The sequence below is a fragment of the Roseateles chitinivorans genome, assembly GCF_002761755.1.
Taxonomy (GTDB): Bacteria; Pseudomonadota; Gammaproteobacteria; order Burkholderiales; family Burkholderiaceae_C; genus Roseateles; species Roseateles chitinivorans.
In genome coordinates this window covers 1-25,822 of the sequence record NZ_PEOG01000012.1, presented here as the reverse complement: position 1 = coordinate 25,822, position 25,822 = coordinate 1, and the positions used below count along the sequence as shown (strand labels likewise).

21 protein-coding genes are annotated in these 25,822 nt (G+C 70.0%); 9 read left to right on the top strand and 12 right to left on the bottom strand.

Annotated elements, in window-relative coordinates; all coding sequences use genetic code 11:
* Nucleotides 1–255: 255 nt before the first annotated feature.
* On the bottom strand, nucleotides 256–1,581 hold the full coding sequence (tolB, locus tag CS062_RS05575) for a Tol-Pal system beta propeller repeat protein TolB (protein ID WP_099860456.1): 1,326 nt from the start codon (nucleotides 1,579–1,581) through the stop codon (nucleotides 256–258).
* A gap of 292 nt (nucleotides 1,582–1,873) precedes the next feature.
* Here tolB and CS062_RS05570 point away from each other — a divergent pair, with 292 nt between their 5' ends.
* The gene (locus CS062_RS05570) at nucleotides 1,874–2,476 is read left to right on the top strand and encodes a hypothetical protein (RefSeq protein ID WP_099860455.1); all 603 of its coding nucleotides are present in this window, start codon (nucleotides 1,874–1,876) and stop codon (nucleotides 2,474–2,476) included.
* Here the strand turns inward: CS062_RS05570 and rng are convergent.
* From rng to CS062_RS05525, 9 genes are all read right to left on the bottom strand, one after another.
* Nucleotides 2,455–3,939, bottom strand: a complete 1,485-nt coding sequence (gene rng, locus CS062_RS05565) for a ribonuclease G (RefSeq protein ID WP_099860454.1) — start codon at nucleotides 3,937–3,939, stop codon at nucleotides 2,455–2,457. The two genes, CS062_RS05570 and rng, sit on opposite strands and share 22 nt — an antisense overlap.
* Before the next feature lie 103 nt (nucleotides 3,940–4,042).
* Nucleotides 4,043–4,657: a Maf family protein gene (locus CS062_RS05560; protein WP_099860453.1), complete on the bottom strand. Its 615-nt coding sequence runs from the start codon at nucleotides 4,655–4,657 to the stop codon at nucleotides 4,043–4,045.
* A 1-nt stretch (nucleotide 4,658) separates the two neighbouring features.
* Nucleotides 4,659–5,129, bottom strand: coding sequence for a 23S rRNA (pseudouridine(1915)-N(3))-methyltransferase RlmH (rlmH, locus tag CS062_RS05555; RefSeq protein WP_099860452.1), 471 nt, complete (start codon nucleotides 5,127–5,129; stop codon nucleotides 4,659–4,661).
* 4 nt (nucleotides 5,130–5,133) lie between these two features.
* Entirely contained in the window at nucleotides 5,134–5,985 is an 852-nt protein-coding gene (gene rsfS, locus CS062_RS05550; protein ID WP_099860451.1) for a ribosome silencing factor, read from the bottom strand.
* Complete coding sequence (nadD, locus tag CS062_RS05545; RefSeq protein ID WP_099860450.1) at nucleotides 5,986–6,612, bottom strand: nicotinate (nicotinamide) nucleotide adenylyltransferase; 627 nt, start codon at nucleotides 6,610–6,612, stop codon at nucleotides 5,986–5,988.
* 10 nt (nucleotides 6,613–6,622) lie between these two features.
* Nucleotides 6,623–7,558 (bottom strand): oxygen-dependent coproporphyrinogen oxidase, encoded by a 936-nt coding sequence (gene hemF, locus CS062_RS05540; RefSeq protein ID WP_099860449.1) that lies wholly within the window; start codon nucleotides 7,556–7,558, stop codon nucleotides 6,623–6,625.
* The gene (locus CS062_RS05535) at nucleotides 7,555–8,268 is read right to left on the bottom strand and encodes a 1-acyl-sn-glycerol-3-phosphate acyltransferase (protein ID WP_199174175.1); all 714 of its coding nucleotides are present in this window, start codon (nucleotides 8,266–8,268) and stop codon (nucleotides 7,555–7,557) included. Before CS062_RS05535 ends, hemF begins: the two co-directional genes overlap by 4 nt.
* Nucleotides 8,269–8,302: 34 nt before the next feature.
* A complete protein-coding gene (purD, locus tag CS062_RS05530) occupies nucleotides 8,303–9,586 on the bottom strand; it encodes a phosphoribosylamine--glycine ligase (protein ID WP_099860448.1) in 1,284 nt (427 codons plus the stop codon).
* Nucleotides 9,583–10,308 (bottom strand): YebC/PmpR family DNA-binding transcriptional regulator, encoded by a 726-nt coding sequence (locus tag CS062_RS05525; RefSeq protein WP_099860447.1) that lies wholly within the window; start codon nucleotides 10,306–10,308, stop codon nucleotides 9,583–9,585. The genes purD and CS062_RS05525 overlap by 4 nt, the downstream gene beginning before the upstream one ends.
* Nucleotides 10,309–10,411: 103 nt before the next feature.
* Between CS062_RS05525 and CS062_RS05520 the strand changes: the two genes are divergently transcribed.
* The 4 genes from CS062_RS05520 (at nucleotide 10,412) to CS062_RS05505 (ending at nucleotide 14,771) form a co-directional block, all read left to right on the top strand.
* On the top strand, nucleotides 10,412–12,031 hold the full coding sequence (locus CS062_RS05520) for a helicase HerA-like C-terminal domain-containing protein (RefSeq protein WP_099860446.1): 1,620 nt from the start codon (nucleotides 10,412–10,414) through the stop codon (nucleotides 12,029–12,031).
* Nucleotides 12,032–12,297: 266 nt separating this feature from the next.
* Nucleotides 12,298–12,819, top strand: a complete 522-nt coding sequence (locus tag CS062_RS05515) for a DUF6622 family protein (RefSeq protein WP_099860445.1) — start codon at nucleotides 12,298–12,300, stop codon at nucleotides 12,817–12,819.
* A 33-nt stretch (nucleotides 12,820–12,852) separates the two neighbouring features.
* On the top strand, nucleotides 12,853–13,956 hold the full coding sequence (locus CS062_RS05510) for a sensor histidine kinase (RefSeq protein ID WP_199174174.1): 1,104 nt from the start codon (nucleotides 12,853–12,855) through the stop codon (nucleotides 13,954–13,956).
* An 8-nt stretch (nucleotides 13,957–13,964) separates the two neighbouring features.
* The gene (locus tag CS062_RS05505) at nucleotides 13,965–14,771 is read left to right on the top strand and encodes a LytR/AlgR family response regulator transcription factor (RefSeq protein ID WP_099860444.1); all 807 of its coding nucleotides are present in this window, start codon (nucleotides 13,965–13,967) and stop codon (nucleotides 14,769–14,771) included.
* Nucleotides 14,772–14,790: 19 nt separating this feature from the next.
* On the opposite strand, the gene CS062_RS05500 is transcribed toward CS062_RS05505, so the two are convergent.
* Nucleotides 14,791–19,434: an Ig-like domain-containing protein gene (locus tag CS062_RS05500; RefSeq protein ID WP_158238674.1), complete on the bottom strand. Its 4,644-nt coding sequence runs from the start codon at nucleotides 19,432–19,434 to the stop codon at nucleotides 14,791–14,793.
* Nucleotides 19,435–19,654: 220 nt separating this feature from the next.
* Here CS062_RS05500 and CS062_RS05490 point away from each other — a divergent pair, with 220 nt between their 5' ends.
* Nucleotides 19,655–21,487 (top strand): glutamine--tRNA ligase/YqeY domain fusion protein, encoded by a 1,833-nt coding sequence (locus CS062_RS05490; protein ID WP_099860442.1) that lies wholly within the window; start codon nucleotides 19,655–19,657, stop codon nucleotides 21,485–21,487.
* A 24-nt stretch (nucleotides 21,488–21,511) separates the two neighbouring features.
* On the opposite strand, the gene CS062_RS05485 is transcribed toward CS062_RS05490, so the two are convergent.
* Nucleotides 21,512–22,240: an Ig-like domain-containing protein gene (locus tag CS062_RS05485; protein ID WP_143742257.1), complete on the bottom strand. Its 729-nt coding sequence runs from the start codon at nucleotides 22,238–22,240 to the stop codon at nucleotides 21,512–21,514.
* Nucleotides 22,241–22,986: 746 nt separating this feature from the next.
* Between CS062_RS05485 and CS062_RS05480 the strand changes: the two genes are divergently transcribed.
* From CS062_RS05480 to CS062_RS05470, 3 genes are all read left to right on the top strand, one after another.
* Nucleotides 22,987–24,255, top strand: a complete 1,269-nt coding sequence (locus CS062_RS05480) for an efflux RND transporter periplasmic adaptor subunit (RefSeq protein ID WP_099860440.1) — start codon at nucleotides 22,987–22,989, stop codon at nucleotides 24,253–24,255.
* A 100-nt stretch (nucleotides 24,256–24,355) separates the two neighbouring features.
* The gene (locus CS062_RS05475; protein WP_099860439.1) at nucleotides 24,356–25,093 is read left to right on the top strand and encodes an ABC transporter ATP-binding protein; all 738 of its coding nucleotides are present in this window, start codon (nucleotides 24,356–24,358) and stop codon (nucleotides 25,091–25,093) included.
* A 2-nt stretch (nucleotides 25,094–25,095) separates the two neighbouring features.
* The coding region (locus tag CS062_RS05470) for a TolC family protein (protein WP_158238673.1) at nucleotides 25,096–25,822 on the top strand (727 nt) is incomplete at its 3' end.

Here is a 25,822-nt window from a genome sequence, read left to right as displayed (position 1 = left end):
AAAAGCGGGCGGGGGTTACGGGCAGGACATGGCGGTAGGACTACGCCGCCGGTGAAGCCGCAGGAAACAGCAATTGTGAAGCATCGGCTAACACATCCACGAGGCTAGCCCGCGCGGACGGACAGTCAGGCGACACGTCGCGCTCATGGCTCGCACGGGACGGGCGAAGCGCGACGCCAACGTAGGCAATCCGTGTGCCCGGCGTTGCGACAGCCTCTGGATGGTCGAAGGGCGCAAGGCCGGCACCTGAGCCGCTCAATTCCCGAACGGGCCCCAGGCCGGCTCGCGGATGTCGGAAACACCCGGCGTGGCCAGCTTGGCCTTGACCTTGCCGTCGAGCGTGGTGGTCATCAGCACGTCGCGGCCGCCGGAGCGAGTCGCATAGACGATCAGCTTGCCGTTGGGCGCGAAACTCGGGCTCTCGTCGTCGCTCGTGTCGGTGATCTGCTGCACCTGGCCGCTGGCGAGGTCCATCACGCACAGCTTGAAGGTGCCGCCGCCGACGCGGGTCACGTACGCGAGGGTGCGGCCGTCGGGACTGATCGACGGACTGATGTTGTAGTTGCCGTTGAAGGTCACCCGCTCCGCGCTGCCGCCGCCCGCGGGCATGCGGTAGATCTGCGGCGCGCCGCCGCGGTCGCTGACGAAGTAGATCTGGGCGCCGTCGGGCGAGAAGGTCGCCTCCGTGTCGATGGCCGAGGTCTGCGTCAGGCGCTTCGCGCCGGAGCCGTCCTTGTTGATCAGGTAGAGCTGCGAGCCTCCCTCGCGGGAAAGCGTCACCACCAGTTGCTGCCCGTTGGGCGAGAACGCCGGCGCGCTGTTGCTGCCGCGGAAGTCGGCGACCTTGCGGCGGCGGCCGCTGCGCAGGTCCTGGATCCAGACCACCGCCTTGCGCGATTCGAAGCTGACGTAGGCGACCTCGTTGCCGTCCGGCGACCAGGCCGGCGAGATGATCGCCTCCGGGCTGTTTAGCACGGTCTGCTCGCCCTCGCCGTCCGCGTCGGCGACGCGCAGCGAATAGCGCGGGCCGGCCTTGTTCACATAGACCAGGCGGGTCGCGAAGACGCCGCGCTCGCCGGTGAGCTTCTGATAGATGGTGTCGGCGATCTTGTGGGCCGCCAGGCGCAGGTCCGCGGCGACCACCGGCACGCTTTCGCTGCCCAGTTCGGTGCCTTTGACGACGTCCCACAGGCGGTAGCGCACGTCGAAGCGGCCGTCGGCCAATCGGGTCGCGGAACCGGCGGCCAGCGCATCGGCGGCGCGAGCGCGCCAGTCGACGAACTGGGGTTGGGAGGTCTCGGTCATGCCGGCCTGGCCGGGCACGATGCTGAACTGGCCGCTGCGCTCGAGGTCGGCGCGGATGATCGCCGCCAACGGCTGTCCAGTGGCCGACTCGTTGTTGAAGTCGCTGATCGCGATCGGCAGCCGGGTGGCGCCGACGCCGGCGATCTCCACGCGGAACTGGGCGAGCGAAGGCAGTGCCAGACCGGCGGCCATGCCGCCCAGCAGTCCGCGGCGCGTCAACGCGCCGATGCCTTGAGGAAGAAGAGCGGAAGGGGAGGCAATCGTCTTGGTGCTCATCGGCTTGCGGAACGAATGGAGGCCCGATTGTGCCCGAGGCCCGTGCGGGTGTTACGAATCAGCGAGGTTACAAAGGGCAAAGCGGTCGGCAAGCGGCGCGCCAGCCCATGGAGGTCGGCGTCCCACTTCGATGCGTGTCACCAGACCCCGCTTGCCCGCACTTCGGCCATAGCTCGACCGCAGCCGGCTCTCCAGACTTGGCGGTTCGCCCGCAAGGCCCGCGGGCGGATGGAGAGGACTTCATGACCGCCACGACCCGCCCGGCGCCGCGCCCGCCGACACGGAGCGCCCGATGACCAGCACCGCCTACAAGCACTTCATCGCCGCCTCCGCCCACCTCCATCGACTGGTCCGGGCGCAGCTCGTCGGGGACGATGGCCAGGGCCACGCGCCGACCCAGATCCTCGGCGCCGCGCGTCTGGCCGGGTTGCTGATGTTCCGCGGCTTCCGGGTCGACAGCAGCGGCCTGGCGCCCGGCATGCGCCTGATGTCGGACGAAGCCCGCCTCGGGAGCGACCGCCTGCGCGAGGCGCTGCTCGCGACCTTGCGACAGCTGGGCCGTTCGCTCGACCCCGATGACCTGGACCCGCACTGCATGACCCCGGCGCTGTCGCGGCTGGCCTTCATCGAGGTCCACGAGCGCCTCACCCCGTCGACGCTGGCCTATCTGGAGCAGTCGCCGATGGGCGTGCGCAACGCGGCGCTCGCGGCGGCGGCAGCCTGCGCCGGACTGATCCACGACCATGCGACCGCCCTGCCCGCGCACCAGGCGGCAGCCCTCGCCTGCTGCGGCTTCGAAGAAGGCCTCACGACCGTGCCCTGGCCCTTGCGGCCGGCCCAGCTCCTGGCGACGCGCGGCTGGGCCGCCGCGGCTCACATCAGGACGATGTCGTAATGCTCGGTCTGGTTGGTCGGCTCGGCCGTCAATGAGATCGGCTTGCCGATGAAGTCCGACAGGCCGGCCAGATGCTGGCTTTCCTCGTCGAGCAGCATCTCGACGACGTTCGCCGCCGCGACCACGCGGAATTCCTTGGGATTGAACTGCCGCGACTCGCGCAGGATCTCCCGCATGATCTCGTAGCAGATGCTCCGGGCGGTCTTGACCTGGCCGCGGGCCTCGCAGGTGGGGCAAGGCTCGCAGAGCATGCGGGCCAGCGATTCGCGCGTGCGCTTGCGCGTCAGCTCGACCAGTCCCAGCTGGGTGAAGCCGCCCACCGTGACCTTGGTGCGGTCGCGGTTGAGCTGCTTGCGGAACTCCTGCAGCACCGCGGTCTTGTGTTCCTCGCGGGTCATGTCGATGAAGTCGACGATGATGATCCCGCCCAGGTTGCGCAAGCGCAGCTGCCGCGCGATCGCGCCGGCCGCCTCGAGGTTGGTCTTGAAGATCGTGTCGTCGAAGTTGCGTGCGCCGACGAAACCGCCGGTGTTCACGTCGATCGTCGTCATCGCCTCCGTCTGGTCGATGATCAGGTAGCCGCCGGACTTCAGGTCCACCCGCCGGGCCAGCGCCCGGGCGATCTCGGCGTCGATGTTGTTCAGGTCGAAGATCGGACGCTCGCCCCGATACAGCTCCAGCTTCGCCGTGGCGGCCGGCATGTAGGTCTCGCCGAACTGGCGCACCACGTCGTACTGCAGCTTGGCGTCGATGCGGATCGAGTTGGTCCGCTCGCTGGCCAGGTCTCGCAGCACGCGCTCGACCAGACTCAGGTCCTGGAACAGCAGGCTGCCGGGCGGCTGGCGCAGCGACTTCTCGCGGATCGACGCCCAGGTCTTGCGCAGGTAGGCGATGTCGGCGCCGAGTTCCTCGTCGCTCGCCTCCTCGGCATTGGTGCGCAGGATGAAGCCGCCGGTGTTGCCGTCCTGGACGCCCGCCGAGACCAGCGTCTGCATGCGCGCGCGCAGCGCGTCGCGCGCTTCCGGCGAGCCGATCTTCTGGGAGATGCCGATGTGGTTGTCCTGCGGCAGGTGCACCAGCAGCCGGCCCGCGATCGAGATCTGCGTCGACAACCGGGCGCCCTTGGTGCCGATCGGATCCTTGATGACCTGCACGGTCAAGGCCTGGCCCTCGTAGACCAGCCGCTCGATCGGGGTCGCCTGGCCGCTCTCCCCGTGGTGGCCGCGTGGATTCACGCCATTGAGGTGCAGGTCGGCGACATGCAGGAAGGCGGCCCGCTCCAGGCCGATATCGATGAAGGCGGACTGCATGCCGGGCAGCACCCGCGCCACCTTGCCGAGATAGACGTTGCCGACGAGGCCGCGTTCCAGCGTGCGCTCGATGTGCAGCTCCTGCACGGCCCCGTTCTCGACCACGGCCACCCGCGTCTCCTGCGGGGTCCAGTTGATCAGGATGTCTTCCATGTTCTTGTGCTCCAGCGCTCTCGTCAGCCTCGGGGCTGGCGGCAACGCTCGAGTCGCCTTCCGGATCGCCTGCTCGGGGAGATGTCCGGTCCTCGCGTCGGCTTCAGACGTCGAAGCCGCCCTCCCGCAACAACCGGGCCGTTTCGAACAACGGCAGGCCCATGATGCCCGAATAACTGCCGGCGATGTGTTCGATCCAGGCCGCGGCCTGACTTTGTATCGCATAGGCGCCGGCCTTGCCCATCGGCTCGCCGGAGGCCACATAGGCCCGCAGCCGGGCCTGGCCGATCTCCGCGAAACGCACCTGCGACACGTTGACGTCGCTCAGCACGCGGCCGTCCGGCAGCCCCAGCGCGACCGCCGTCAGCACGCGGTGCGTCCGGCCGGAGAGGCTGGCGAGCATCGTCGCCGCATGGTCCGCGTCATCTGGCTTGCCCAGGATGAGCGCCCCCAGCGCGACCGTGGTGTCGGAGCACAGCACCGGCGCGGGCGCCAGTCCGCGCGCCGCGCGACGGTGCAGCGCCGCCTGCAGCTTCGCGGCGGTGACGCGGGTCACGTAGTCGTCCGGCGATTCGCCGGCGACCAGCGCTTCCAGCGCCTCCGCATCCTCGTCGGGGCCAGGCAGCAGCAGTTCGTGGCGCACGCCGATCTGCTCGAGCAGCTGGCGGCGGCGCGGGCTCTGGGAAGCGAGGTAGAGGAAATCGGCGGCCACGGTCATGTCATTCGCGGTGGTAGGGGTGGCCTTCCATGACCGACCAGGCCCGGTAGAGGCCTTCGGCCAGCAGGACGCGGACGAACGCATGCGGCAGGGTCAGGTCGGACAGGCGCAGCTTCTCGTCGGCCCGCGACTTGATGCTCTCGTCCAGCCCGTCGGGGCCGCCGATGAAGATCGCGACATCGCGGCCGTCGCCGCGCCAGGCCTCGAGCCGCTGGGCCAGCTGCTTCGAGCTGACGCGTTCGCCGCGTTCGTCGAGCACGACCCGCCGGGCCCCCTTCGGGCAGGCCGCGTCCAGCCGCTGCGCCTCCGCGGCCATCAACTGCTCGGTCGACTTGCCGGTGGTGCGCGGCTCCGCCTTCACCGCCTTCAGTTCCAGCCGCATTTCGGGCGGGAAGCGCTTGGCGAAATCCTCATAGGCCTCATCGGCCCAGGCCGGCATCTTCTGGCCGACCGCGCACAACACCAGCCGCACGGGGTCAGGCCTTGGCCTTGGACTTCGTGCCGGTCTTCACCGTCGTCTTCTTGGCCGCGGGCTTGGCGGCAGCCTTCTTGGCCGCGGGTCTGGCAGCCGGCTTGGCAGCGGCAGTCACCTTCGGCGACAGCTTCTTCACCGCCGGCTTCTTGCTGCCGACCTTCACCGTCTCGACGACTTCCTTCTTCGCCGCGGGCTTGCGCGTGGTCTTGGCGACCGCGCCAGTGCCCACCTTCTTCGCCGGCGCCTTGGCGGCGGTCTTGGCAGCGGGCTTGGCGGCGGTCTTCGCAGCCGGCGCCTTGGTCGAGGCCGGCTTCGCGGTCTTGGTCTTGGCGGCGGCGGACTTGGTGCCCGTCGCGCGCGTGGGCGCCTTCTTCGACGCCGTCGCGACGGCCTCGCCATCGGCGGACTTGGCCTTGGCCGGCTTCTTCGCCGCCTTGGTGGCCTTCTTCGCCTTGGGCTCGTCCTCGTCGTCCATCGGCTCGGACGCCTTCACCAGCTTCGTGCCGCTGTTGCCCAGCTTCAGCTTGACCGGCTTGCCACCCCAGATCTCCTCGAGGTGGTAGTACTGGCGGATCGCCGGCTGCATCAGGTGCACGACGGCGGCGCCGCAGTCCACGATGATCCACTCGCCGTTGTCCTCGCCCTCGGTGCGCATCACTTGCATGCCGCGCTTCTTGACCGTCTCCCGCACGCTGGAAGCCAGCGCCTTGGTCTGCCGGTTGCTCGTGCCCGACGCGATGATCACGCGTTCGAACAGGGGCGACAGGCGCTCGGTGTCGAAGACCAGGATGTCCTGCGCCTTCACATCCTCCAGACCATCGACGATGGCACGTTCCAGTTTCTTGATGTCCATTCAGTTCTCACTGTAGAGACGGTGGCGGGCAATATAACCCGCCACCTCGTCGCCCACCACGGGCCTCACGTCAGCGCCCTCGGCCGCCAGTCGGCGGGCCTCGGTGGATGACCATTGCAGCGCCGGCATCACCAGCCGGACCAGCCGATGCGGCCGCTCCAGCAGCGCCGCCGGCGCCCTCACCTCGTCCTGCGCGCGGGCGGCGACCGCCAGCCCCATGCGCTCGACCAGTTCCTCCCAGCCGTTCCAGCTCGGGAAGCCGGCCAACTGGTCCTGTCCCAGGATCAGCCAGAGCGCGTCGCCCGGCCGTTCCTGCTGATACTCGCGGACCGAGTCGAGCGTGTAGCTCGGCCCGGCGCGCCGGATCTCGCGATCGTCGACGACGAAACGGGGATCGCCGCCCTCGCCCATGATCGTCAGCCGGACCATCTCGGCCCGGTGCGCCGCGTCGGCCATCCGGCGGCCCGACTTCTGCCACGGCTGCCCGGCGACGATCCAGCGGACCTCGTCCAGCGCGAGCTGGTCGAGCGCCGCATGCGCCAGCGCCAGGTGGGCGCGGTGCACCGGATCGAACGACCCGCCGAACCATCCGACCTGTCGCGCGCGGTTCGAATGGCTGCTGCTCACTCGGGACCCTTCAGAACCAGAGGTGTGTCGGCACCTCGTCCGCCCAGTCGCGGGGGCGGAGGAAGTCGGTGTAGAGCCGGGCCTCGGGCGAGCCGTCCTCGGGCTGCCAGTCGTAGCGCCAGCGCGCCACCGGCGGCATCGACATCAGGATCGACTCGGTGCGTCCGCCCGATTGCAGCCCGAACAGGGTGCCGCGGTCGAAGACCAGGTTGAACTCGACATAGCGCCCGCGGCGGTAGGCCTGGAAATCGCGCTCGCGCTCGCCGTAGGCCAGGCCATGGCGGCGCTCGACGATGGGCTCGTAGGCCGGCAGGAAGGCGTCGCCCACCGACTGCACCAGTCCGAAGGCCTTGTCGACGCCGCCCTCGGCGAAGTCGTCGAAGAAGATGCCGCCGACGCCGCGCGGTTCGTTGCGGTGCTTCAGGTGGAAGTACTCGTCGCACCACTGCTTGAAGCGCGGATAGAGGTCCTGGCCATGCGGCTCCAGCGCGGCGCGGCAGGTGCGATGGAAATGCTGCGCGTCGCGCTCGAAGCCGTAGTACGGCGTCAGGTCCATGCCGCCGCCGAACCAGACGACCGGATCGCGATCCGCCGGCAGCGCGGCGAACATGCGCACGTTCATGTGGACCGTCGGCACGAACGGGTTGTGCGGGTGCAGCACCAGCGACACGCCCATCGCCTCGAACGGCGACCCGGCAAGCTCGGGCCGGTGCGCCGTCGCCGAAGGGGGCAGCACCCGGCCGCGCACATGCGAGAAGTTGACGCCGCCGCGCTCGAACACCGCGCCGTTCTCGATCAGGCGGACCAGGCCGTCGCCCTCGAGGCGGCCGCCGGGCTCGCGCTGCCAGGCGTCGGTGATGAAGGCCTGGCCGTCCAGCCGCTCCAGGGTCGTCACGATCCGCTGCTGCAGGCCGAGCAGGTAGTCGCGCACCAACTGCGTGTTCATCGGGAATCTCCGTCCTGGCGCGCCTGCGGCGCGCGCTCATTGGGCTTGAACCGGATCAGGCCGGCCTGCTCGGGCCGCTTGCCTTGGCGTCCCCGCAGCACCTGCGCGAACAGCGCCAGGTCCGAGTCGGGGTCGCCGCTGAGCTCGACGAAGTCGGTGAAGACCACCTGCTTCGTCGCGAAATCGAACGACGCCAGGCCCACCGGCACGCCGGCCTGCACGGCCACGTGATAAGCGCCCGACTTCCAGTGGTCGACGTAGCTTCGCGTCCCCTCTGGCGCGACGATCAGCCAGAACGACTCCCCGCGCGACTTGGCATCGAGCATCTGCCGCACGGTGTCGCCGACCAGTCCGTTGGCCGAGCGCCGGTTCACCGCCACGCCGCCGATCGCGCGCATCCAGTGTCCGACGAGCGGCAGCTTGAACAGGCTGTCCTTGGCCCAGAACCTGAGCTGGAAGCCCAGGCTCCACTTCGTCAGCACGCCGACCGGGAAGTCCCAGTTGGAGGTGTGCGGGTACACCATCACCACCCCCTGCCGCGCCGGCAGGCCGTGGCAGACGATGCGCCAGCCGAAGAACCGCAGGATCGCCCGCGCCAGTGCGCTGCCGGCCGGCATCGGCGTCAGCGGACCGGTCCAGCGGCGCGGAAGGACGCGCGCCTCGCCGTCCGCGGGGCGGACGTCGAGGGTCTGCGGCAAGTCGAGGCTCAAGATGGCAGCGGCGGGGGATGGAAGTCGACAGGCCTCAGCGCTTGATGGCGCGATAGCCGATGTCCTGGCGGTACTGCTTGCCGTCGAACTGGATGGACTGCGCGGTCTGGTAGGCCAGCTGCTGGGCATGGCGCACCGCCTCGCCCAGCGCGGTCACGCACAGCACGCGGCCGCCGCTGGTGACGAGCTGGCCGTCCTCGCGCAGCGTCGTGCCGGCATGGAAGACCATCGCGTCCTCGCCGTCCTCCGGCAGGCCGGTGATCGCGTCGCCCTTGCGCGGCGACAGCGGATAGCCGCTGGCGGCCATCACGACGCCCAGCGCCGCGCGACGATCCCACTGCAGCTCGACCTGGTCCAGCGTGCCGTCGGTCGCGTGCATCAGGACCTCGAACAGGTCGCTCTTCAGCCGCATCATGATCGGCTGCGTCTCGGGGTCGCCCATGCGGGTGTTGAACTCGACGGTGCGCGGCTGGCCGTGCGCGTCGATCATCAGCCCGGCGTATAGGAAGCCGGTGAACGGGGTGCCGTCGCGGGCCATGCCCTGGATCGTCGGCATGACGATCTCGTGCATCACCTTGGCGTGGACGTTGGGCGTGACGACCGGCGCCGGCGAGTACGCGCCCATGCCACCGGTATTGGGGCCCTGGTCGGCGTCGAGCAGGCGCTTGTGGTCCTGGCTGGTGGCCAGCGGCAGGACATTGCGACCGTCGCACAGCACGATGAAACTGGCTTCCTCGCCTTCGAGGAACTGCTCGATGACGACGCGCGCGCCGCCTTCGTTGTGGACCACGCCCAGCTTGTTGTCGGCCAGGATCCAGTCGATCGCCTCATGCGCCTCGGCCAGCGTCATCGCGACGACAACGCCCTTGCCCGCCGCCAGGCCGTCGGCCTTGATCACGATGGGCGCGCCTTGCGCGTCGACATAGGCATGCGCCTGGGTCGCGTCGCTGAAGGTCTCGTAGGCGGCGGTGGGAATGCCGTGGCGCTTCATGAACTCCTTGGCGAAGGCCTTGGAGCTCTCCAGCTGCGCGGCGGCCTTGGTCGGGCCGAAGATGCGCAGGCCGCGAGCGCGGAACTCGTCGACGACGCCGGCGGCGAGGAAGGCCTCGGGGCCGACCACCGTCAGCGCGATCTTCTGCTCGACGGCGAAATCGGCCAGCGCCTTCACGTCGGTGATCGGGACGTTCTTCAGGAGCGGGTCGCGCGCGGTGCCGCCGTTGCCGGGGGCCACGAACACCTGCGTGACGCGCTCGCCCTGCGCCAGCCGCCAGGCCAGCGCGTGCTCGCGGCCACCATTGCCAAGGACCAGGACCTTCATTCGGACAGGCTCGCGTTGTGATAGACCTCCTGGACGTCGTCCAGGTCCTCGATGACGTCCAGCAGCTTCTGCATGCGCGCGGCGTCCTCGCCGGCCAGGTCGATGGTGTTCTCGGCCCGCATGGTGACCTCGGCGACCTCGGGCTTCAGGCCCGCGGCCTCGAGCGCGTTCTTCACCGCTTCATAGTCGCCCGGGGCGGTCAGCACCTCGATGGCGCCGTCGTCGTCGGTCAGTACGTCCTCGGCGCCGGCTTCCAGCGCCACTTCCATGACCTTGTCCTCGGAGGTGCCGGGCGCGAAGACCAGCTGGCCGCAGTGCTTGAACTGGAAGGCCACCGAACCTTCGGTGCCCAGGTTGCCGCCGTACTTGCTGAAGGCGTGACGGACCTCGGCGACGGTGCGCACGCGGTTGTCGGTCATGCAGTCGACGATGATGGCCGCGCCGCCGATGCCGTAGCCCTCGTAGCGGATTTCCTCGTAGGTCACGCCGTCGAGGTTGCCGGTGGCCTTGTCGACGTTGCGCTTGATGTTGTCGGCCGGCATGTTGGCGGCCTTGGCCTTTTCGATCGCCAGGCGCAGGCGGGGGTTCATCGTGATGTCGCCGCCGCCGGTACGCGCGGCGACGATGATTTCACGGGTCAGACGGGTCCAGACCTTGCCGCGCTTCTCGTCCTGGCGGCCCTTGCGGTGCTGGATGTTGGCCCATTTGGAATGCCCTGCCATGTCCTCGTTCTCCTATGGACGACGGCCCGGAAAAACTCCGGGCCGGCGCTGTTGATGCTTCGTTAGACTGCGATTTTAGCTTTTTGCCTCTGGAGACTTCCGCATGGCCGACCCGATCCTGCTGGCCCGCCACGGCGACACCGAATGCCAGCTGCTTCCGGCGCTGGCGAACCGGCACGGCTTGATCACCGGCGCGACCGGCACCGGCAAGACGATCAGCCTGCAGAAACTGGCCGAATCCTTCAGCCAGATGGGCGTGCCGGTCTTCATGGCGGACGTCAAGGGCGACCTGACCGGCATCTCCCAGGCCGGCGCGCCGTCGACCAAGCTGCTGGCGGTGCTGAAGGACCGCGGCATCGAGCCGCCGGCCCCGATCGCCTGCCCGACCACGCTGTGGGACGTCTTCGGCGAGCAGGGCCACCCGGTGCGGGCGACCGTCTCCGACATGGGCCCGCTGCTGCTGTCGCGGATGCTGGGCCTGAACGAGACCCAGGCCGGCGTGATGCAGATGGTCTTCAAGATCGCCGACGACCACGGACTCGCGCTGCTGGACCTGAAGGACCTGCGCGCGATGCTGCAGCACGTGGGCGAGAACGCCAGCGAGTTCACCACCCAGTACGGCAACGTCTCGGCCGCCAGCGTCGGCGCGATCCAGCGCGGCCTGCTGCAGATCGAGGCGCAGGGCGGCGACAGGTTCTTCGGCGAGCCGATGCTCGACATCCACGACTTCATGCAGACCGCGGACGGTCTGGGCGTCATCAACATCCTGGCCGCGGACAAGCTGATGGCCGCGCCGCGGCTGTACGCCACCTTCCTGCTGTGGATGCTGTCGGAACTGTTCGAGACGCTGCCCGAGGTCGGCGACCTCGACAAGCCCAAGCTGGTCTTCTTCTTCGACGAGGCCCACCTGCTGTTCAAGGACGCGCCGGCGGCGCTGGTCGAACGCATCGAGCTGGTCGTGCGGCTGGTGCGGTCCAAGGGCGTGGGCGTCTACTTCGTGACGCAGAACCCGCTGGACATCCCGGACACGGTGCTGGGCCAGCTCGGCAACCGGGTGCAGCATGCGCTGCGTGCGTTCACGCCCCGCGACCAGAAGGCGGTCAAGGCGGCGGCGGACACGATGCGACCCAAGCCGGGACTGGACATCGCGATGGCGATCACCGAGCTGGGCGTCGGCGAGGCCCTGGTCAGCCTGCTCGACGAGAAGGGCCGGCCCTGCATCACGGAACGGGTCTTCGTGCTGCCGCCCGGCAGCCAGATCGGGCCGATCAGCGCGGAGCAGCGCAAGGCGCTGATCGCCGGCTCGCTGGTGGCGGGCGTGTACGAGAAGCAGGTCGACCGCGAGTCGGCCTACGAGAAACTGACCGGCCGAGCCGCCGCGACGGCGGATGCGGCGCAGCAGCCGTCGCAGTCCGGCACGCCGCGCGGCAGTGCAGGCGCCGGATCGATGGCCGAGGAGGCCGACCAGGTCCTGCGCAAGGCGCCGACCACCGGCCGTGGCGGCGCTCCGGCCCCAGCGCCCGCCGAGGACGACGGCGGGATGCTCGGCGGGCTCAAGGACGTCCTGTTCGGCAGCACCGGGCCGCGCGGCGGTCGTCGCGAGGGCCTGGCCGAGGCAGCCGCCAAGTCGGCGCTCCGGTCGATAGGCTCGTCGGTCGGGCGGGAGATCGTGCGGGGTGTGCTCGGCAGCCTGTTGGGCGGGGCGACCAAGCGTCGGCGCTGAGGGATTCGGAGCGAGGGACCGCCCACCTGCCCAAGTCGGGGCGTTGGCCGCCAGGGCATGGGGCCTTGGCCGCAAGGGCCAAAACCCCATGCCCTGCCGTCCCCGAGCACTGCTGTCCGTCGACGTTCCTGCGACCGCGGACTTCCGGTGGCGACATCGGGCGGCGACTGGCGCCGATTCTGGGCGCTTCGTCGCGGAGGGCTGGGCGCGGCGGCGTCGATTCGCAACAGTCGCGTCCATCGACCACGACCCGCCCCGGAGCCCCCATGCACCCCACCCCGATCGAGATCCTGTCCCACGTGCCCAAGTACGTCTGGGTCATCCTGCTGCTCATCACCATGGCCGGCCTCAAGCAGAGCCGCGACAACGCGATGCGCGCCCGGCGCCTGGTGATCCTGCCGGCGCTGTGGCTGGTGTTCGGCGCCTGGGGCGTGGAGAAGAGCTTCGGCCTGGACGGCCTGCCCGGCCTGGCCTGGCTGGTGGGCATCGGGCTGGGCGCGGGAACGGTGCGCGCCCTGCGCTGGCCTGGTCAGGTGCGCTATGACGCCACCGTCCGCCGCTTCCTCGTGCCCGGCAGCTGGGTGCCGCTGGGCCTGATGCTGGGCATCTTCGCGCTGAAGTTCGCTTCCGGCATGAGCCTGGCCCTGCATCCGGACTACGCCGCCAGCACCACCTACGCGGTCGTCTCCAGCGTCGCGTTCGGACTGTTCAGCGGCGCTTTCCTCGGGCGGGCGATCAACATCCTGGCGGTCCGGCCGGGTCGGGGCGACCTCGGCGTCGCGGCCTGATACCGTCCACGTCCGAATGCCCCCTCGCGCCCCATGACCCTCCTCGCCCTGCCCTCGCCCGCCCGCTGGCTGCTGCGCCAACTGCTGCATGTGCTGGTGATCGCGCTGCTGATCACGCTGGCCCTGGTGGCGGTGTTCGGCCAGGCGCTGGGGCTGACCTTCCTGTACTGCCTGTCCATCTCGTTCTTCTGCGCGGCCTGCATCAACCTGCTGCGCTATGGCGTGGGCTGGCTGCGCTGGCGGACGCTGGACCGGATGGGCCGCGCGCCGTCCGAGTCCTTCGACTGGCCGGGCTGGCCGCTGATGGTCGTGTGCCTGTTCCTGGGCACCGCCCTGGGCTACACCCTGGGCGTGGAGGTCGCGAACCTGATCACCGGCATGCAGGAGCGCAGCCTGCTGTCGAGTCCGCTTCGGCGGGTGCTCAGCGTGATGGTGATCGCGCTGATTCCCGGCTTCGGCGCGACGCTGTTCTTCCTGTCCCGCAGCCGCCTTGCCGCCGCCGAAGCCCGCGCCGAGACGCTGCGCCGCCAGGCCGCCGAGACCCAGCTGCGCCTGCTCGAGTCACAGCTCGAGCCCCACATGCTGTTCAACACGCTGGCCAACCTGCGGGTGCTGATCGGCCTGGACCCCGAACGGGCGCAGGCGATGCTGGATCACCTGATCGCCTTCCTGCGCGCCACGCTGTCGGCGTCGCGTGCCGAGCGCCACACGCTCAAGGACGAGTTCGCCCGGCTGCAGGACTATCTGGCGCTGATGCAGGTTCGCATGGGCTCGCGGCTGCGCTTCTCGTTCGAGCTGCCGCCTGCGCTGGAAGCCGTGAGCGTTCCTCCGCTGCTGTTGCAGCCGCTGGTGGAGAACGCGATCAGGCATGGCCTGGAGCCGCACGTCGGCGGCGGCCTGCTGACCGTGCGCGCCAGCCGTGACGACGAACGCCTGCTGCTGGACGTCGAGGACGACGGCGTCGGCTTCGACCCGGCGGCCCGACCCGCCCCTGGCGGCGGCTTCGGCACGACCCAGGTCCGCGAGCGTCTGGCCGTCGCCTGCGGGACGGAAGCCGCCCTGGAAGTCGCGCGCCGGGAGGGCGGCGGCACGCTGGCGCGGATCCGTATTCCCATGAACGCCTTCAACCCGAGCTGAGCTTTTCCATGCCCACTGCCCTGATCGCCGAAGACGAAGAACTGCTGGCCGCGCATCTGCGGCAGGAACTGCGGGCGCTGTGGCCCGAGCTGGACGTCGTGGCGATGGCCGCGCACGGCGAGGAAGCGGTGACGCTGGCGCTGCGGCACCGGCCGGAGGTCTGCTTCTTCGACATCCGCATGCCGGGGATGACCGGGCTGGAGGCGGCGGCGCAACTGGCCGACGACTGGCCGGACGGGACGCCGTTCCCGCTGCTGGTCTTCGTCACCGCCTACGACCAGTTCGCACTCCAGGCCTTCGAGCGGGCGGCGGTCGATTACGTGCTCAAGCCGGTGCAGCGGGAGCGGCTCGCGCAGACGGTGGCACGGTTGAAGGGGGCGCTGGCGCAGCGGCAACAGCCGCCAGCGGCGCTGGAATCGGCGATCGCACAGTTGCGGGGATTGCTGGGCGGCGGCGAGATCGCAGCAGCGTCGCCGAACGCCGGACTGCCGCCGCTGCGCCACCTGCAGGTGGGCGTCGGCGACGCGATCGTGATGGTGCCGGTGGACGAGATCGTGTTCCTGGAGGCGGCGGACAAGTACGTCCGCGTGCTGACCGCCGATCAGGAATACCTGGTGCGCGTGTCGCTGCGCGAGTTGCTCCCGCAACTCGATCCGCAGCGATTCTGGCAGGTGCACCGCGGGCACATCGTGCATGTGGACGCGATCGATCGCGTCCACCGCGACGACACCGGCAAGCTGACCCTCCGGCTGCGCCACCGGCCGGAGCGGCTGGCGGTGAGCCGGATGTACGGGCACCTGTTCAAGGCGCTGTGAGCCACTCGGGGCCGAGGGCTCAAAGCACAAGCAGGCCGGAGGCTGTCTGCACCGACAGCAAGCTGTCGCCGTCCAACGCCGTGATGAGGACCTTCAGCACTGAACTGTCCAGCGCTCCCGGCCCAAAGCCCCCGCCGCCTCGTGAGTCGACCCAGAGCTCGATCGTCCCGTCCTCGAGCACCGTCTTCTCGAAATACTTGTTCGTGTTGGCGCTGGTGTGGCCCGTCGTCAGGGCGCTGAGGTCCAGCACGTCGCCTTCGCTGCGCCTGTAATCCAGGATGAGGTCGGTGCCATGCTGCGAGCTGGTCCAGCGGAAGGTGTCGGCGCCAGCGCCGCCGGTGAACAAATCGCTGTCGTCCGACGCATGCAAGGTGTCGGCGGCAGCCGTTCCGCGCACCTCATGGGGCCAGGCCCACTTGCCGTCCACACCCACCACGAGCGCCGGCCGGACCGTCGCCGCGGCGGCAGTGGTCTGCACCGGGACTTCGATGGCATTCCCGGCGCCGTCGATCGCGAAGATGCGATAGGCACCGGCCTGTACGCCCAAGGCCGTCGAGGTCCCCGGGTTCAACACATACCCCAGGCCGGATCGGATGGCCTCCATCCGCCATTGGTCGACATCGATCACGCTTTTTCCGTACTCCACCAGTTGCAGATAGACGCGCTCGCTGGTCGTGAACTTGAGCAAGCCGTCGGTACCGACGGTGGCGGTGACGGCCGGTCCCGTCGTGTCGTAGTCGAACTCGATGCGCTGGACCACGCTTTCATTGCCGGCGACATCGATCTGGCGAACCTGCAGTTCGTGAGTTCCCTGCGTCTTCAGCGTCGAGGCCCTGAACGCGGTGCCGGATCCTTCCTGCCAATCCTGGCCGCCATTGAGGCTGTAGAACCAGCGGCTGCCAGCTTCCAGGCTCACGTCGATGCGTCCTTCGGCGTTGAGCCCGCCGTTCGAATAGAGCTGAGCGCCCGGCGTACCACTGAGTCCAGGCCAGGCGGCGTAGTAGTCCCGGATCGGCGAGCCCGGGGTCAAGCCGGGCGCGGCGATCCGGCTGTCCAGGGTGAACAGCAGCTCGGTGGACGCGCTGGTGTTCCCGGCGGCGTCGGTCTGTCGCACCAGCACCCGCTTGTCACCGTCCCCGGAGAACTCCGACGCCGCGATCGAGTCGCCGGTCCCTGCCGTCCAGGTCAGGCCGTCACGGCTGTACGCCCAGGTCGCGCCGGCTTCCAGCCCCGACACCCTGACGCGCGCATCGTTGGTGATGCGATCGCTGCTGCTGTGGCCGCTGTCGTTGGTCAGGCCGACGATCGGCGCGTCGGCGCTGCGGTCGACCGTGAAGTCGAACTGCCTGGTGGCCGTGTTACCGGCCCGATCGGTCTGGCGCACTTCGACATGGTGATTTCCTTCGACGTTCAAGGCCGCCACCACGATCCCGTTGCCGCTGCCGGCCGTCCAGTCGCCGGTGCCGATGCGGTACTCCCAGGTCGCGCCGGCTTCGATGCCGGTGACATTCAACGCGCCCTCGCGTGTCACCCGATCGCCGGCGACGCCGGTGTCATTGACCAGCGCCACCACCGGCTCGGCCACGCTCTTGTCGACGGTGTAGTCGAACTGCGCCATCGCCGTGTTGCCGGCGCGGTCGGTCTGCCTCACCTCGACCTTGCGGTCACCAACCACTTCAAGTGCTGCGTCGTTGATCTGGCCGCCGGTGCCGACCTTCCAGTCGCCGTCATCGATCCGGTACTCCCAGGTCGCACCGGCTTCGATGCCGGAGACATTCAACGCGCCCTCGCGTGTCACCCGATCGCCGGCGACGCCGGTGTCATTGACCAGCGCCACCACCGGCTCGGCCACGCTCTTGTCGACGGTGTAGTCGAACTGCGCCATCGCCGTGTTGCCGGCGCGATCGGTCTGCCGCACCTCGACACGACGGGCGCCCGCGACATCCAAGGCCGCCACCGCGATCCCGGTGCCACTGCCGGCCGTCCAGGCGCCGCCGTCGATGCTGTACTCCCAGGTCGCGCCGGACTCGATCCCGCTGACATGGAGCGCGCCCTCCCGCGTGATGCGGTCACCCGCCGCACCGGTGTCATTGACCAGCGCCACGACCGGCGCGGCGACGCTGCGGTCCACGGTGACGTCGATCTGAGTCGTGGCCACGTTGCCTGCCAGATCGGTCTGTCGAACTTCCACCCGACGCTTGCCGTCGACGTCGAGCGCGGCGTCGGTGATCCGATCGCCGCTGCCGGTCTTCCAGTTCCCCTCATCGATGCGGTACTGCCAGGTGGCGCCGGCCTCGAGCCCGGTCACCCTCAGCGCGGTCTCCGCGGTGATGCCGTCGTCGGCGATCCCGGTGTCATTGACCAGGGTCACGGTCGGTACGGCGACGCTGCGATCCACGGTGACGTCGATCTGCGCCGTGGCGATATTGCCGGCGCGGTCGATCTGGCGCACGACCACGCGCCGCTCGCCATCGACCTGCAGCGCCGCATCCGAGATCAGGTTGCCGCTGCCGGACTTCCAGGCGCCGCCGTCGATGTGGTACTCCCAGCTCCCGCCCTCCTCGAGGCCGCCCACGACCAACCTGCCATCGCGTGTGATTCGGTCGTCGGGCAGGCCCGTGTCGTCGACCAGCGTCAAGGTCGGTGTCGCGACCGCGCGATCGAGCACGAAGTCGAAGGGCTTCGTCGTCTGATTGCCGACGATGTCGGTATGGCGGACCTCGACCCGCTGCGCCCCATCCTTGACCCCGGCGAACTCGCTCTTGTCGATGCGGTTGCCGGAACCCTGCTTCCATTCGCCCCCGTTGATGCGGTACTCCCAGCTGGCATGCAGATCGACGGGGCCGACGCTCAGCGTGCCGTCGGCGGTGACGCGGTCTTCGGCATTGCCGGTGTCGTTGACCAGCGTTACCGTCAACGCTTCGGCTTGGCGCTTCAGGTCGAAGGTGAATGTGCTCCCTGTCTGGTTGCCCGCCGCGTCGGTCTGTCGAATCTCGATCAACTGGTTGCCGTCGGCTTCGCCATCGAATGCCGCCTTCTCGATGCGGTCGCCGTTGCCGCGCTTCCACTCGCCGCCGTTGATCCGGTAGTCCCAGATGCCGCCCGGCTCGAGCCCGCCGATGATCACCGTCGGATCGCTGGTCCGCCCGTCGCCGGCCAGGCCGGTGTCCACCGCCAGGCGGGCCGTCGGAAAGGCGACGCTGGTGTCCAGCGTGAAGGTGAGCGACGCGCTCCCGTGGTTGCCGGCGCCATCCACGTGGCGCACCTCGACTCGGCGCTCGCCCGGCGTTGAACCGAACTCGGAGGCCGCGATGGTGTCGCCAGCGCCGGTGACCCAGGGCCCATCGCCGATCCGGTACTCCCATCGCAGGCCGGGCTCGAGCCCGCCGAGCTTCACGCCGGCCTCGCGGGTGATCGCATCCGAGGCGGAGAGCCCGGTGTCGTTCACCAGCATGAGCGCGACCTCGGCCGCACGCGTGTCCAGCCGCAGCTGCAGGCTGGTGACCGGGCCTTCGTTGCCAGCCGGGTCCATCTGCCGGACACGCAGGTCCTTGGCTCCGTCACCGCCCAGTTGGGCGGATTCGATCGTCGATCCGGCGCCGTTCCACCAGGTCGCGCCGCCGTCGACGCTGAACTGCCAGCGCGCGCCGGCCTCCAGGCCCTCGACCCGGATGGCGCCGTCGCGGGTCCAGCCATCGACGGCCGAGGCGCCGGTGTCCGCCACCAGTGCCAGGCCCGGGCCGGCCGGCGCGATGGTGTCCATGTCGAAGTCCAGGTGGCTGGCCGGGCTGCGGCCGCCCCGCGGGTTGATCTGGACCACGGTCAGCGACTTGTTGCCGTCGGTGCCCAGTGCGGTGGGTGCCAGCGCGGCGCCGCTGCCGGCGTGCCAGGTCTTGCCACCGTCGAGCGAGTACTCCCAGCGCGCGTCGGCCTGCAGTCCGGCAATGCGCACTTCGCCGGCAGCGCCGAGCAGCTTGTCGGAGAGTGCTCCGGGGGAATGCAGCGTCAGTTGCGGCGCGGCCGGCACCGGCACGGGTTGGGGTTCCGGCTTGGTGTCCGGCTGCGGGTCGGGCTTGGTATCCGGCTTGGTGTCGGGTTGGGGATCAGGTTTGGTATCCGGCTTCGGCTTCGGATCGGGGTCCGGTGTCGGTTCCGGCTTCGGCTCGGGTTTCGGCTCCAGCGTGGGCTCGGGCTTGAGGCCGTTGTCGGGCTTGGGCCCGTTGCTGTCGCTGCTCCCGGAACCATCGGAGAGGAAGGCGGCAGTACCGGCGGCCAGCGTCGCGCCGAGCAACCACACGGTCATCGCGGTGACCGACTTGACGGTCGAGCCGTCGTCCACGCCCGGCACGACCGCGGTCGTCTCCTTGTCCTGCGGCGCCGGCTGGTCGGGCACGGCTGCCAGCGGATCGGCCGGCAGCGGATCGGCCGGCGCGGGCGCCTCCGCCGGGGGGGCTGCGGGGCTGGATTCCTCGATCGGCGGAGCGTCCTCGCGGTCGTCCGGCGCGGTCGAGGCGAGTTCCGGATCGCCCTTCCCGCTACCCTCTTCCAGGCGGCGAGGGCGGGCGCCGCGCCTCGCGTCCGGCGCGACCACGGCGTCGCCGCGGGCGGGCTGAACAGGGTGGGAAGCCTCGATGGGCGAACGCTGCCGGTCAATCGGTGTCATGGTCTTTGCAAGTCAGGTGGAAGAACCGGCGAGTATCAAAATCGCTCCACGCTGGGGCCATGGCCTTCATTGACCAGACATTTGGCCGCCACCCACCCAAAGGCGGCGCCGGCCCAAGCACGCTTGCCATACCGAACGCCAGGGGTTGACGGATGTGTACCGGCGGCACCTCGGGCGCCCCACGTAGAATCTGCGGCCTCCTTCGAGCATCTCTCCATCGATGTCCAGCCACGACAAGACCGCCGGCGTTCCGACGCCCGACAAGACGGACGCCAGCGCCGTCAAGCCCAGCAACTTCCTGCGCGCCATCATCGAGCGCGACCTGGAGCAGGGCTTCCAGCCGGCGCGTCATTTCGCCGGCAGCCCGGGCGACGCGGCCCACCACGCCGCCGGCCCGCTGGACCCGGCCCGGATCCGCACCCGCTTTCCGCCCGAGCCCAACGGCTACCTGCACATCGGCCACGCCAAGTCGATCTGCCTGAACTTCGGCCTGGCGCGCGACTACGGCGGCATCTGCCACCTGCGTTTCGACGACACCAATCCGGAGAAGGAAGAACAGGAGTACGTCGACGCGATCAAGGAAATGGTCGCCTGGCTGGGCTGGACCTGGGACGCCAAGGACGGCGCCGGCCGCGAGGTCGACCATCTCTTCTATGCCAGCGACTACTTCGACTTCATGTACCGCGCCGCCGAGTACCTGGTGTCGCAGGGCCTGGCCTACGTCGACGAGCAGACGCCGGAGGAAATGCGCGCCAACCGCGGCGACTTCGGCACCCCGGGCAAGAACAGCCCGTTCCGCGACCGCTCGCCCGAGGACAACCTGACCCGCCTGCGCGAGATGCGCGACGGCAAGCACCCGGACGGCTCGATGGTGCTGCGCGCCAAGATCGACATGGCGTCGCCCAACATCAACCTGCGCGATCCGGCCCTGTACCGCATCCGCCGCGCGACCCACCACAACACCGGCGACCGGTGGTGCATCTACCCGATGTACACCTACGCGCACCCGATCGAGGATGCGCTGGAGTGCATCACCCACAGCGTCTGCACGCTGGAGTTCGAGGACCAGCGCCCGTTCTACGACTGGCTGGTCGAGCACCTGGCCCAGGGCGGCCTGCTGGCGCGCCCGCTGCCGCACCAGTACGAGTTCGGCCGGCTGAACCTGACCTACGTCGTCACCAGCAAGCGCAAGCTGCGCCAGCTGGTCGAGGAGAAGCATGTCGACGGCTGGGACGACCCCCGCATGCCCACGCTGGTCGGCATGCGCCGCCGCGGCTACACACCCGAGGCGATCCGCGCGATGGTCGAGAGCACCGGCGCCTCCAAGACCAACGCCTGGATCGAGTACGCGGTGCTGGACGGCTACCTGCGCGCCGACCTGGAGGGCAAGGCCGCCCGCGCGATGGCGGTGCTGGACCCGGTCAAGCTCAAGCTCGAGAACTACGCGGAGATCTTCGGATCGCTGGAGCACCGCGAAGCCTGCTCGGCCCCGGCCCATCCGCATCTGCCGGAACTGGGCACGCGCCACTTCAGCCTCGGCCCCGAGCTGTGGATCGAGCGCGAGGACTTCATGGAGACCCCGCCCAAGGGCTACCACCGCCTGTTCCCCGGCAACAAGGCGCGGCTGAAGTACGGCTACGTGATCGAGTGCACCGGCTGCGAGAAGGACGCCGACAGCAACATCACCGCGGTGCTGGCCCGGCTGGTGCCCGACACCAAGAGCGGCACTCCCGGCGCCGACGCGGTCAAGGTCAAGGGCGTGATCACCTGGGTCGGCGCCCACGAAGGCATCGCCACCGAACTGCGCCTGTACGACCGCCTCTTCACCGAGGCCCAGCCCGACGCCGGCGAGCGCAACTTCCTGGAACTGCTGAACCCGCAGGCCAAGCGCGTCGTGCAGGGCTACCTGGAGCCGTCGCTGAGCGCGGTCGCGCCGGACACCAAGGTCCAGTTCGAGCGCCACGGCTACTTCGTCGCCGATCGCGTCGACCATCGGGCCGACGCACCGGTGTTCAACAAGATCACCGGGCTGAAGGACAGCTTCGGCAAGTGAGCCTGCGGGCACCATCGGTCCACCTCAGCCGGGCAGGACCGCGCCGGTCTCCGGCGCCGAGGCCAGCACCAGTTGCGGCGCCAACGGCGGCGTTGTGTCCAGCCAGAACTCCAGCGTCCTCGAGGGGCTGACATTGCCGGCGCCGTCGACCTGGCTGACGACGACGGTGCAGACGCCTTCCAGGCCCGCGAAGCGCGACGCCGGGATCTCGGTCCCTTGCAGGTCGAACGCGGGAGCGCCTTGGAGGGAGACCCGGAGGGTCGCACCGGCTTCCAGCCCCCGGATCTCCACCGTCGGATCGGAGGTCCAGAGGTCGGTCGCGCTGGTCCCCGTGTCGTGCTTCAGCCGCGGCGCCGGGGCCGCAGGCCGGGTCTGGTCGAGGTCGAAGACGAGTTCCGCGCGCGGGCCGTCGTTGCCGGCGACGTCGGTCTGGTAGACCAGAACGGTCTTGCGACCGTCCCCACCCGCCTTGGCGGCTTCGGTGCCGGGAATGCGGTCCGACTCCCCGGGGTGCCAGGTCGCGCCCCCATCGAAGCTGTAGGACCAGCGCGCGCCGGCTTCCAGGCCCTGGACCCGCACCGTGCCGTCGCGCGTCAGCGGCGTGCCGTCCGGCGCGCTGCCGGCGGCGAAGACCTGCAGGCCCAGGACGGCCTCGGCGGGGCGATGACCCGACCCCGCGCCGCCGCTGCCGGAAGGGGACGTCCATGGATCTCCGGCGGCTCCGACCGGCGATCCGTCGGGAGATGGCCGCATCGTCCCCCCACCGCCGCCGAGGGCCCCGAGGACCCCGCCTCCGCCGCCGGCCGCCGCGCCGGCACCCAAGACGCTTAAGCCCAACCCGCCCAGCAGCAGCGGCATCAGCGAACGGTCGTCGTCGTCCTGGGTCGGCGCGGAGTCCCCCGCGGCAGGCGAGGCGGCTTCGATCACGGCTTGCGGTTCTGGCGGGGCGTCTGCCCCGGGTGCGGCAGCGCGCGGCCGGACGTGGCGGGCGTCGTCGCTGGCGGCCGGGCCGTCATCTGCATCGAGGGCGACGTCATCAGGGGCCCCGGCATCGGGGGCGACAGCATCGGAACGCTTCGGCAAGAAGGAGCGGGTCATGTCGGATCCAAGAGGGTGAGAGGAGCCGCCAGTGTTGGCGCGTCGGCCGGCTGGCGCATCTGCCCGGACCAGTAGCGCATCCGCTCCCAGGCCCGGACACCAGTAGGTCGACCGACTCGTTGCCGTCGACTCGCCCATCGCGACCCCATCCGGCACCGACCAGCACCGGCTCACCCGCCCACATCCGAACGCCGCGTGCTCGCCGCCTGCCCGCCCGCTGTCCGCGGAATGTCCGCCAGCTGTCCGCCCGTTGTCCGTGCGAGTGTCCGCGGACACCCCAGCGCGACCGGGCCGGCTCGGCAAGTCGTTGATCCGATTGAGGATTTTCACTGCGATGCAGATGGCACGCGCCTTGCGATCCGGTGTGGCATCGATCACACGGACCACCCTCGGACCTCTTCATGATTCGCGACACCTCCGGACAGGACGTTCCCCTCGCCCGCCCCCAGGGACGGCGCCGGCTGTGGCTGGCGCTGGCCGGCGTGGGACTGCTGGTCGCCGCGTTCGCCGCCGCGCCGGCGGTGCAGCGGATGATGGGCAGCGGCAACTCGGTCAGCCTGCAGCGCCTGTCGATCGCGGCGGTCGAGATCGGCCCGCTGGTGCGCGACATTGCCGGCGAGGGCAAGGTCGTCGCCGCGATGAGCCCCACCGTCTACGCGCTGCACGGCGGCAACCTGTTGCTCAAGGTCAAGGCCGGCGACAAGGTCGCCAAGGACCAGGTGCTGGGCGTCATCGACAGCCCGGACCTGCGCGCCCGGCTGGCCCAGGAGCAGAGCAACGCCGACGCGCTGCGCACCGAGGCGCTGCGGGCCGAGGTCGACGGCCGCGAGCAGCGCGCCGCACTGCGCTCGAGCTACGAGAACGCCGCCATCGACCTGCAGACCGCCCGCAACGACCTGGAGCGCCAGACCAAGGCCTACGAGGCCGGCGCGGTCGCCGGCATGCAGGTCGAGAAGGCCCGCGACGCGCTGGAGAAGGCGCGCATCACCGCCGCCCATGCGAAGGACGGGCTGGGCCTGAAGGACGACAGCCTCAAGTTCGAGCTGCAGGCCAAGCAGCAGGCGCTGCAGCGCCAGCAGCTGCTGGTGAAGGACCTGCAGCGCCAGGTCGCGGAACTCGAGCTGCGCTCGCCGGTGGACGGCCAGGTCGGCCAGTTGCTGGTCGCCGAGCGCGCCAACGTGAACGCCGGCACCGGCCTGCTCACCGTCGTGGACCTGAGCGCGCTCGAGGTCCAGATGCAGGTGCCGGAGAGCTTCGCCCGCGACCTGGCCATCGGCATGCCGGGCGAGATCGCCGGCAACGGCCGCCAGTGGAAGGGCCTGGTCAGCAGCGTCTCGCCGGAGGTCGTCAACAACGAGGTCGCCGCGCGGCTGCGCTTCGACGGCGCCACGCCCGACCAGCTGCGCCAGAACCAGCGCCTGTCGGTGCGGGTGCTGCTGGACCGCCGCGAGAAGGTGCTGACCCTGGCGCGCGGCAGCTTCGTCGAGGACGGCGGCGGCCGCTTCGCCTACGTCGTGCAGGACGGCCAGGCGGTCAAGCGCCCGATCCGGCTCGGCGCGCAGAGCCTGTCCAGGGTCGAGGTGCTGGAGGGCCTCCGGCCCGGCGAGCAGGTCGTCGTTTCCGGCGCGCAGGCCTTCGCAGGCGCCGAGCGCGTGACGCTCAGTCCCTGAACGCCGCACGTCGCCCGACCCCGTCGCCCGCCGTCACCGCCCCAATTCATCGCCTCATTCACTGGCATTCACCGCCCCATCACCGCCCGCGAGGAACCTCATGCTGAAGATGCAATCGCTGTCCAAGGTCTACCGCACCGAGATGATCGAGACCTACGCCCTGCGCGATTTCAACCTGGACGTGCGTGAAGGCGAGTTCGTCGCCGTCACCGGCCCGTCGGGCTCGGGCAAGACCACCTTCCTGACCATCGCCGGGCTGCTCGAGGCCTTCACCGGCGGCCGTTATGAGCTCGACGGCGTCGACGTCAGCCGCATGAACGACACCCAGCGCTCGCGCATGCGCAACGAGAAGATCGGCTTCATCTTCCAGGCCTTCAACCTGATCCCCGACCTCAACGTGCTGGACAACATCGAGGTCCCGCTGCGCTACCGCGGCATGAAGTCCGCCGAGCGCCAGCAGCGCGCCCGCGACGCGCTGGCCCGCGTCGGGCTCTCGGCGCGCGAGCGCCACTACCCCGCCGAGCTGTCCGGCGGCCAGCAGCAGCGGGTGGCGATCGCCCGCGCGCTGGCCGGCTCGCCGCGCCTCCTGCTGGCCGACGAGCCGACCGGCAACCTCGACAGCGCGATGGCCCGCAGCGTGATGGACCTGCTGGAGGAACTGCACCGCGACGGCGCCACCATCGTGATGGTCACGCACGATCCGCAACTTGCCGCGCGCGCGCAGCGGAACGTGCATGTGATCGACGGCCAGGTCGTCGACATCGCCGCCGAGCTGCACATGGATCCGGCGCTGCTGCGCGCGGCGGCGGCCCCGTCCAAGACGCCCACCTCGGCCTGACCATGCGCGGATGCTTCCCTTCCAGGCTCGCGGCGGTCGTGGTGGCCGTGCTGTGCGCGGGTTGCTGCCTGCCAGCCGCCGCGGAGGACCTGCTCGAGGTCTACGCCCAGGCGCGCGGTGCCGATCCGGTGCTGTCGGGCGCCCGCGCGGTCCGCGGCGAGCAGCAGGAGCTGGCCGTGCAGGCCCGCGCCCAGCTGCTGCCGCAGTGGTCCGCCCAATGGAGCGAATCGCACCAGCGCGATGACGGCCGCCAGCACCAGCTCACCCACAGCCTGAGCCAGGTGCTCGTCGACCTGAGTCGGCTGCGCAGCTGGGACGCCGCCAGGACCCTGGTCAGCGCCGAGGACGCCCGGGTGCGGGCCGCCGAGGCGGACCTCTGCGCCCGCGTCGCCCGCGCCTACTTCGGCGTGCTGACGGCGCAGGCCACGCTGGCCACCGCGCAGGCGATCGAGGACGTCTACGGCCAGCAGGTGGCGCAGGCGCAGTCGCGCTTCGAGGCCCGGCTGTCCGCGTCGCTGGATGTCGAGCAGGCGCGCGCTTATCACGAGCTGGCGCGCGGCAGCACCGCGCAGGCACGCGAGGAGCTGCTCGACGCCCGCCAGGCGCTGGCGCAGATCACCGGTCGCATGCCGGGCGAACTCCAGCCGCTCGCGCCCGAGCTGGCGATGCTGATGCCCGAGCCCGCCGACCCGCAGGCCTGGGTGACGCAGGCGCTGCGCGACAACCCGG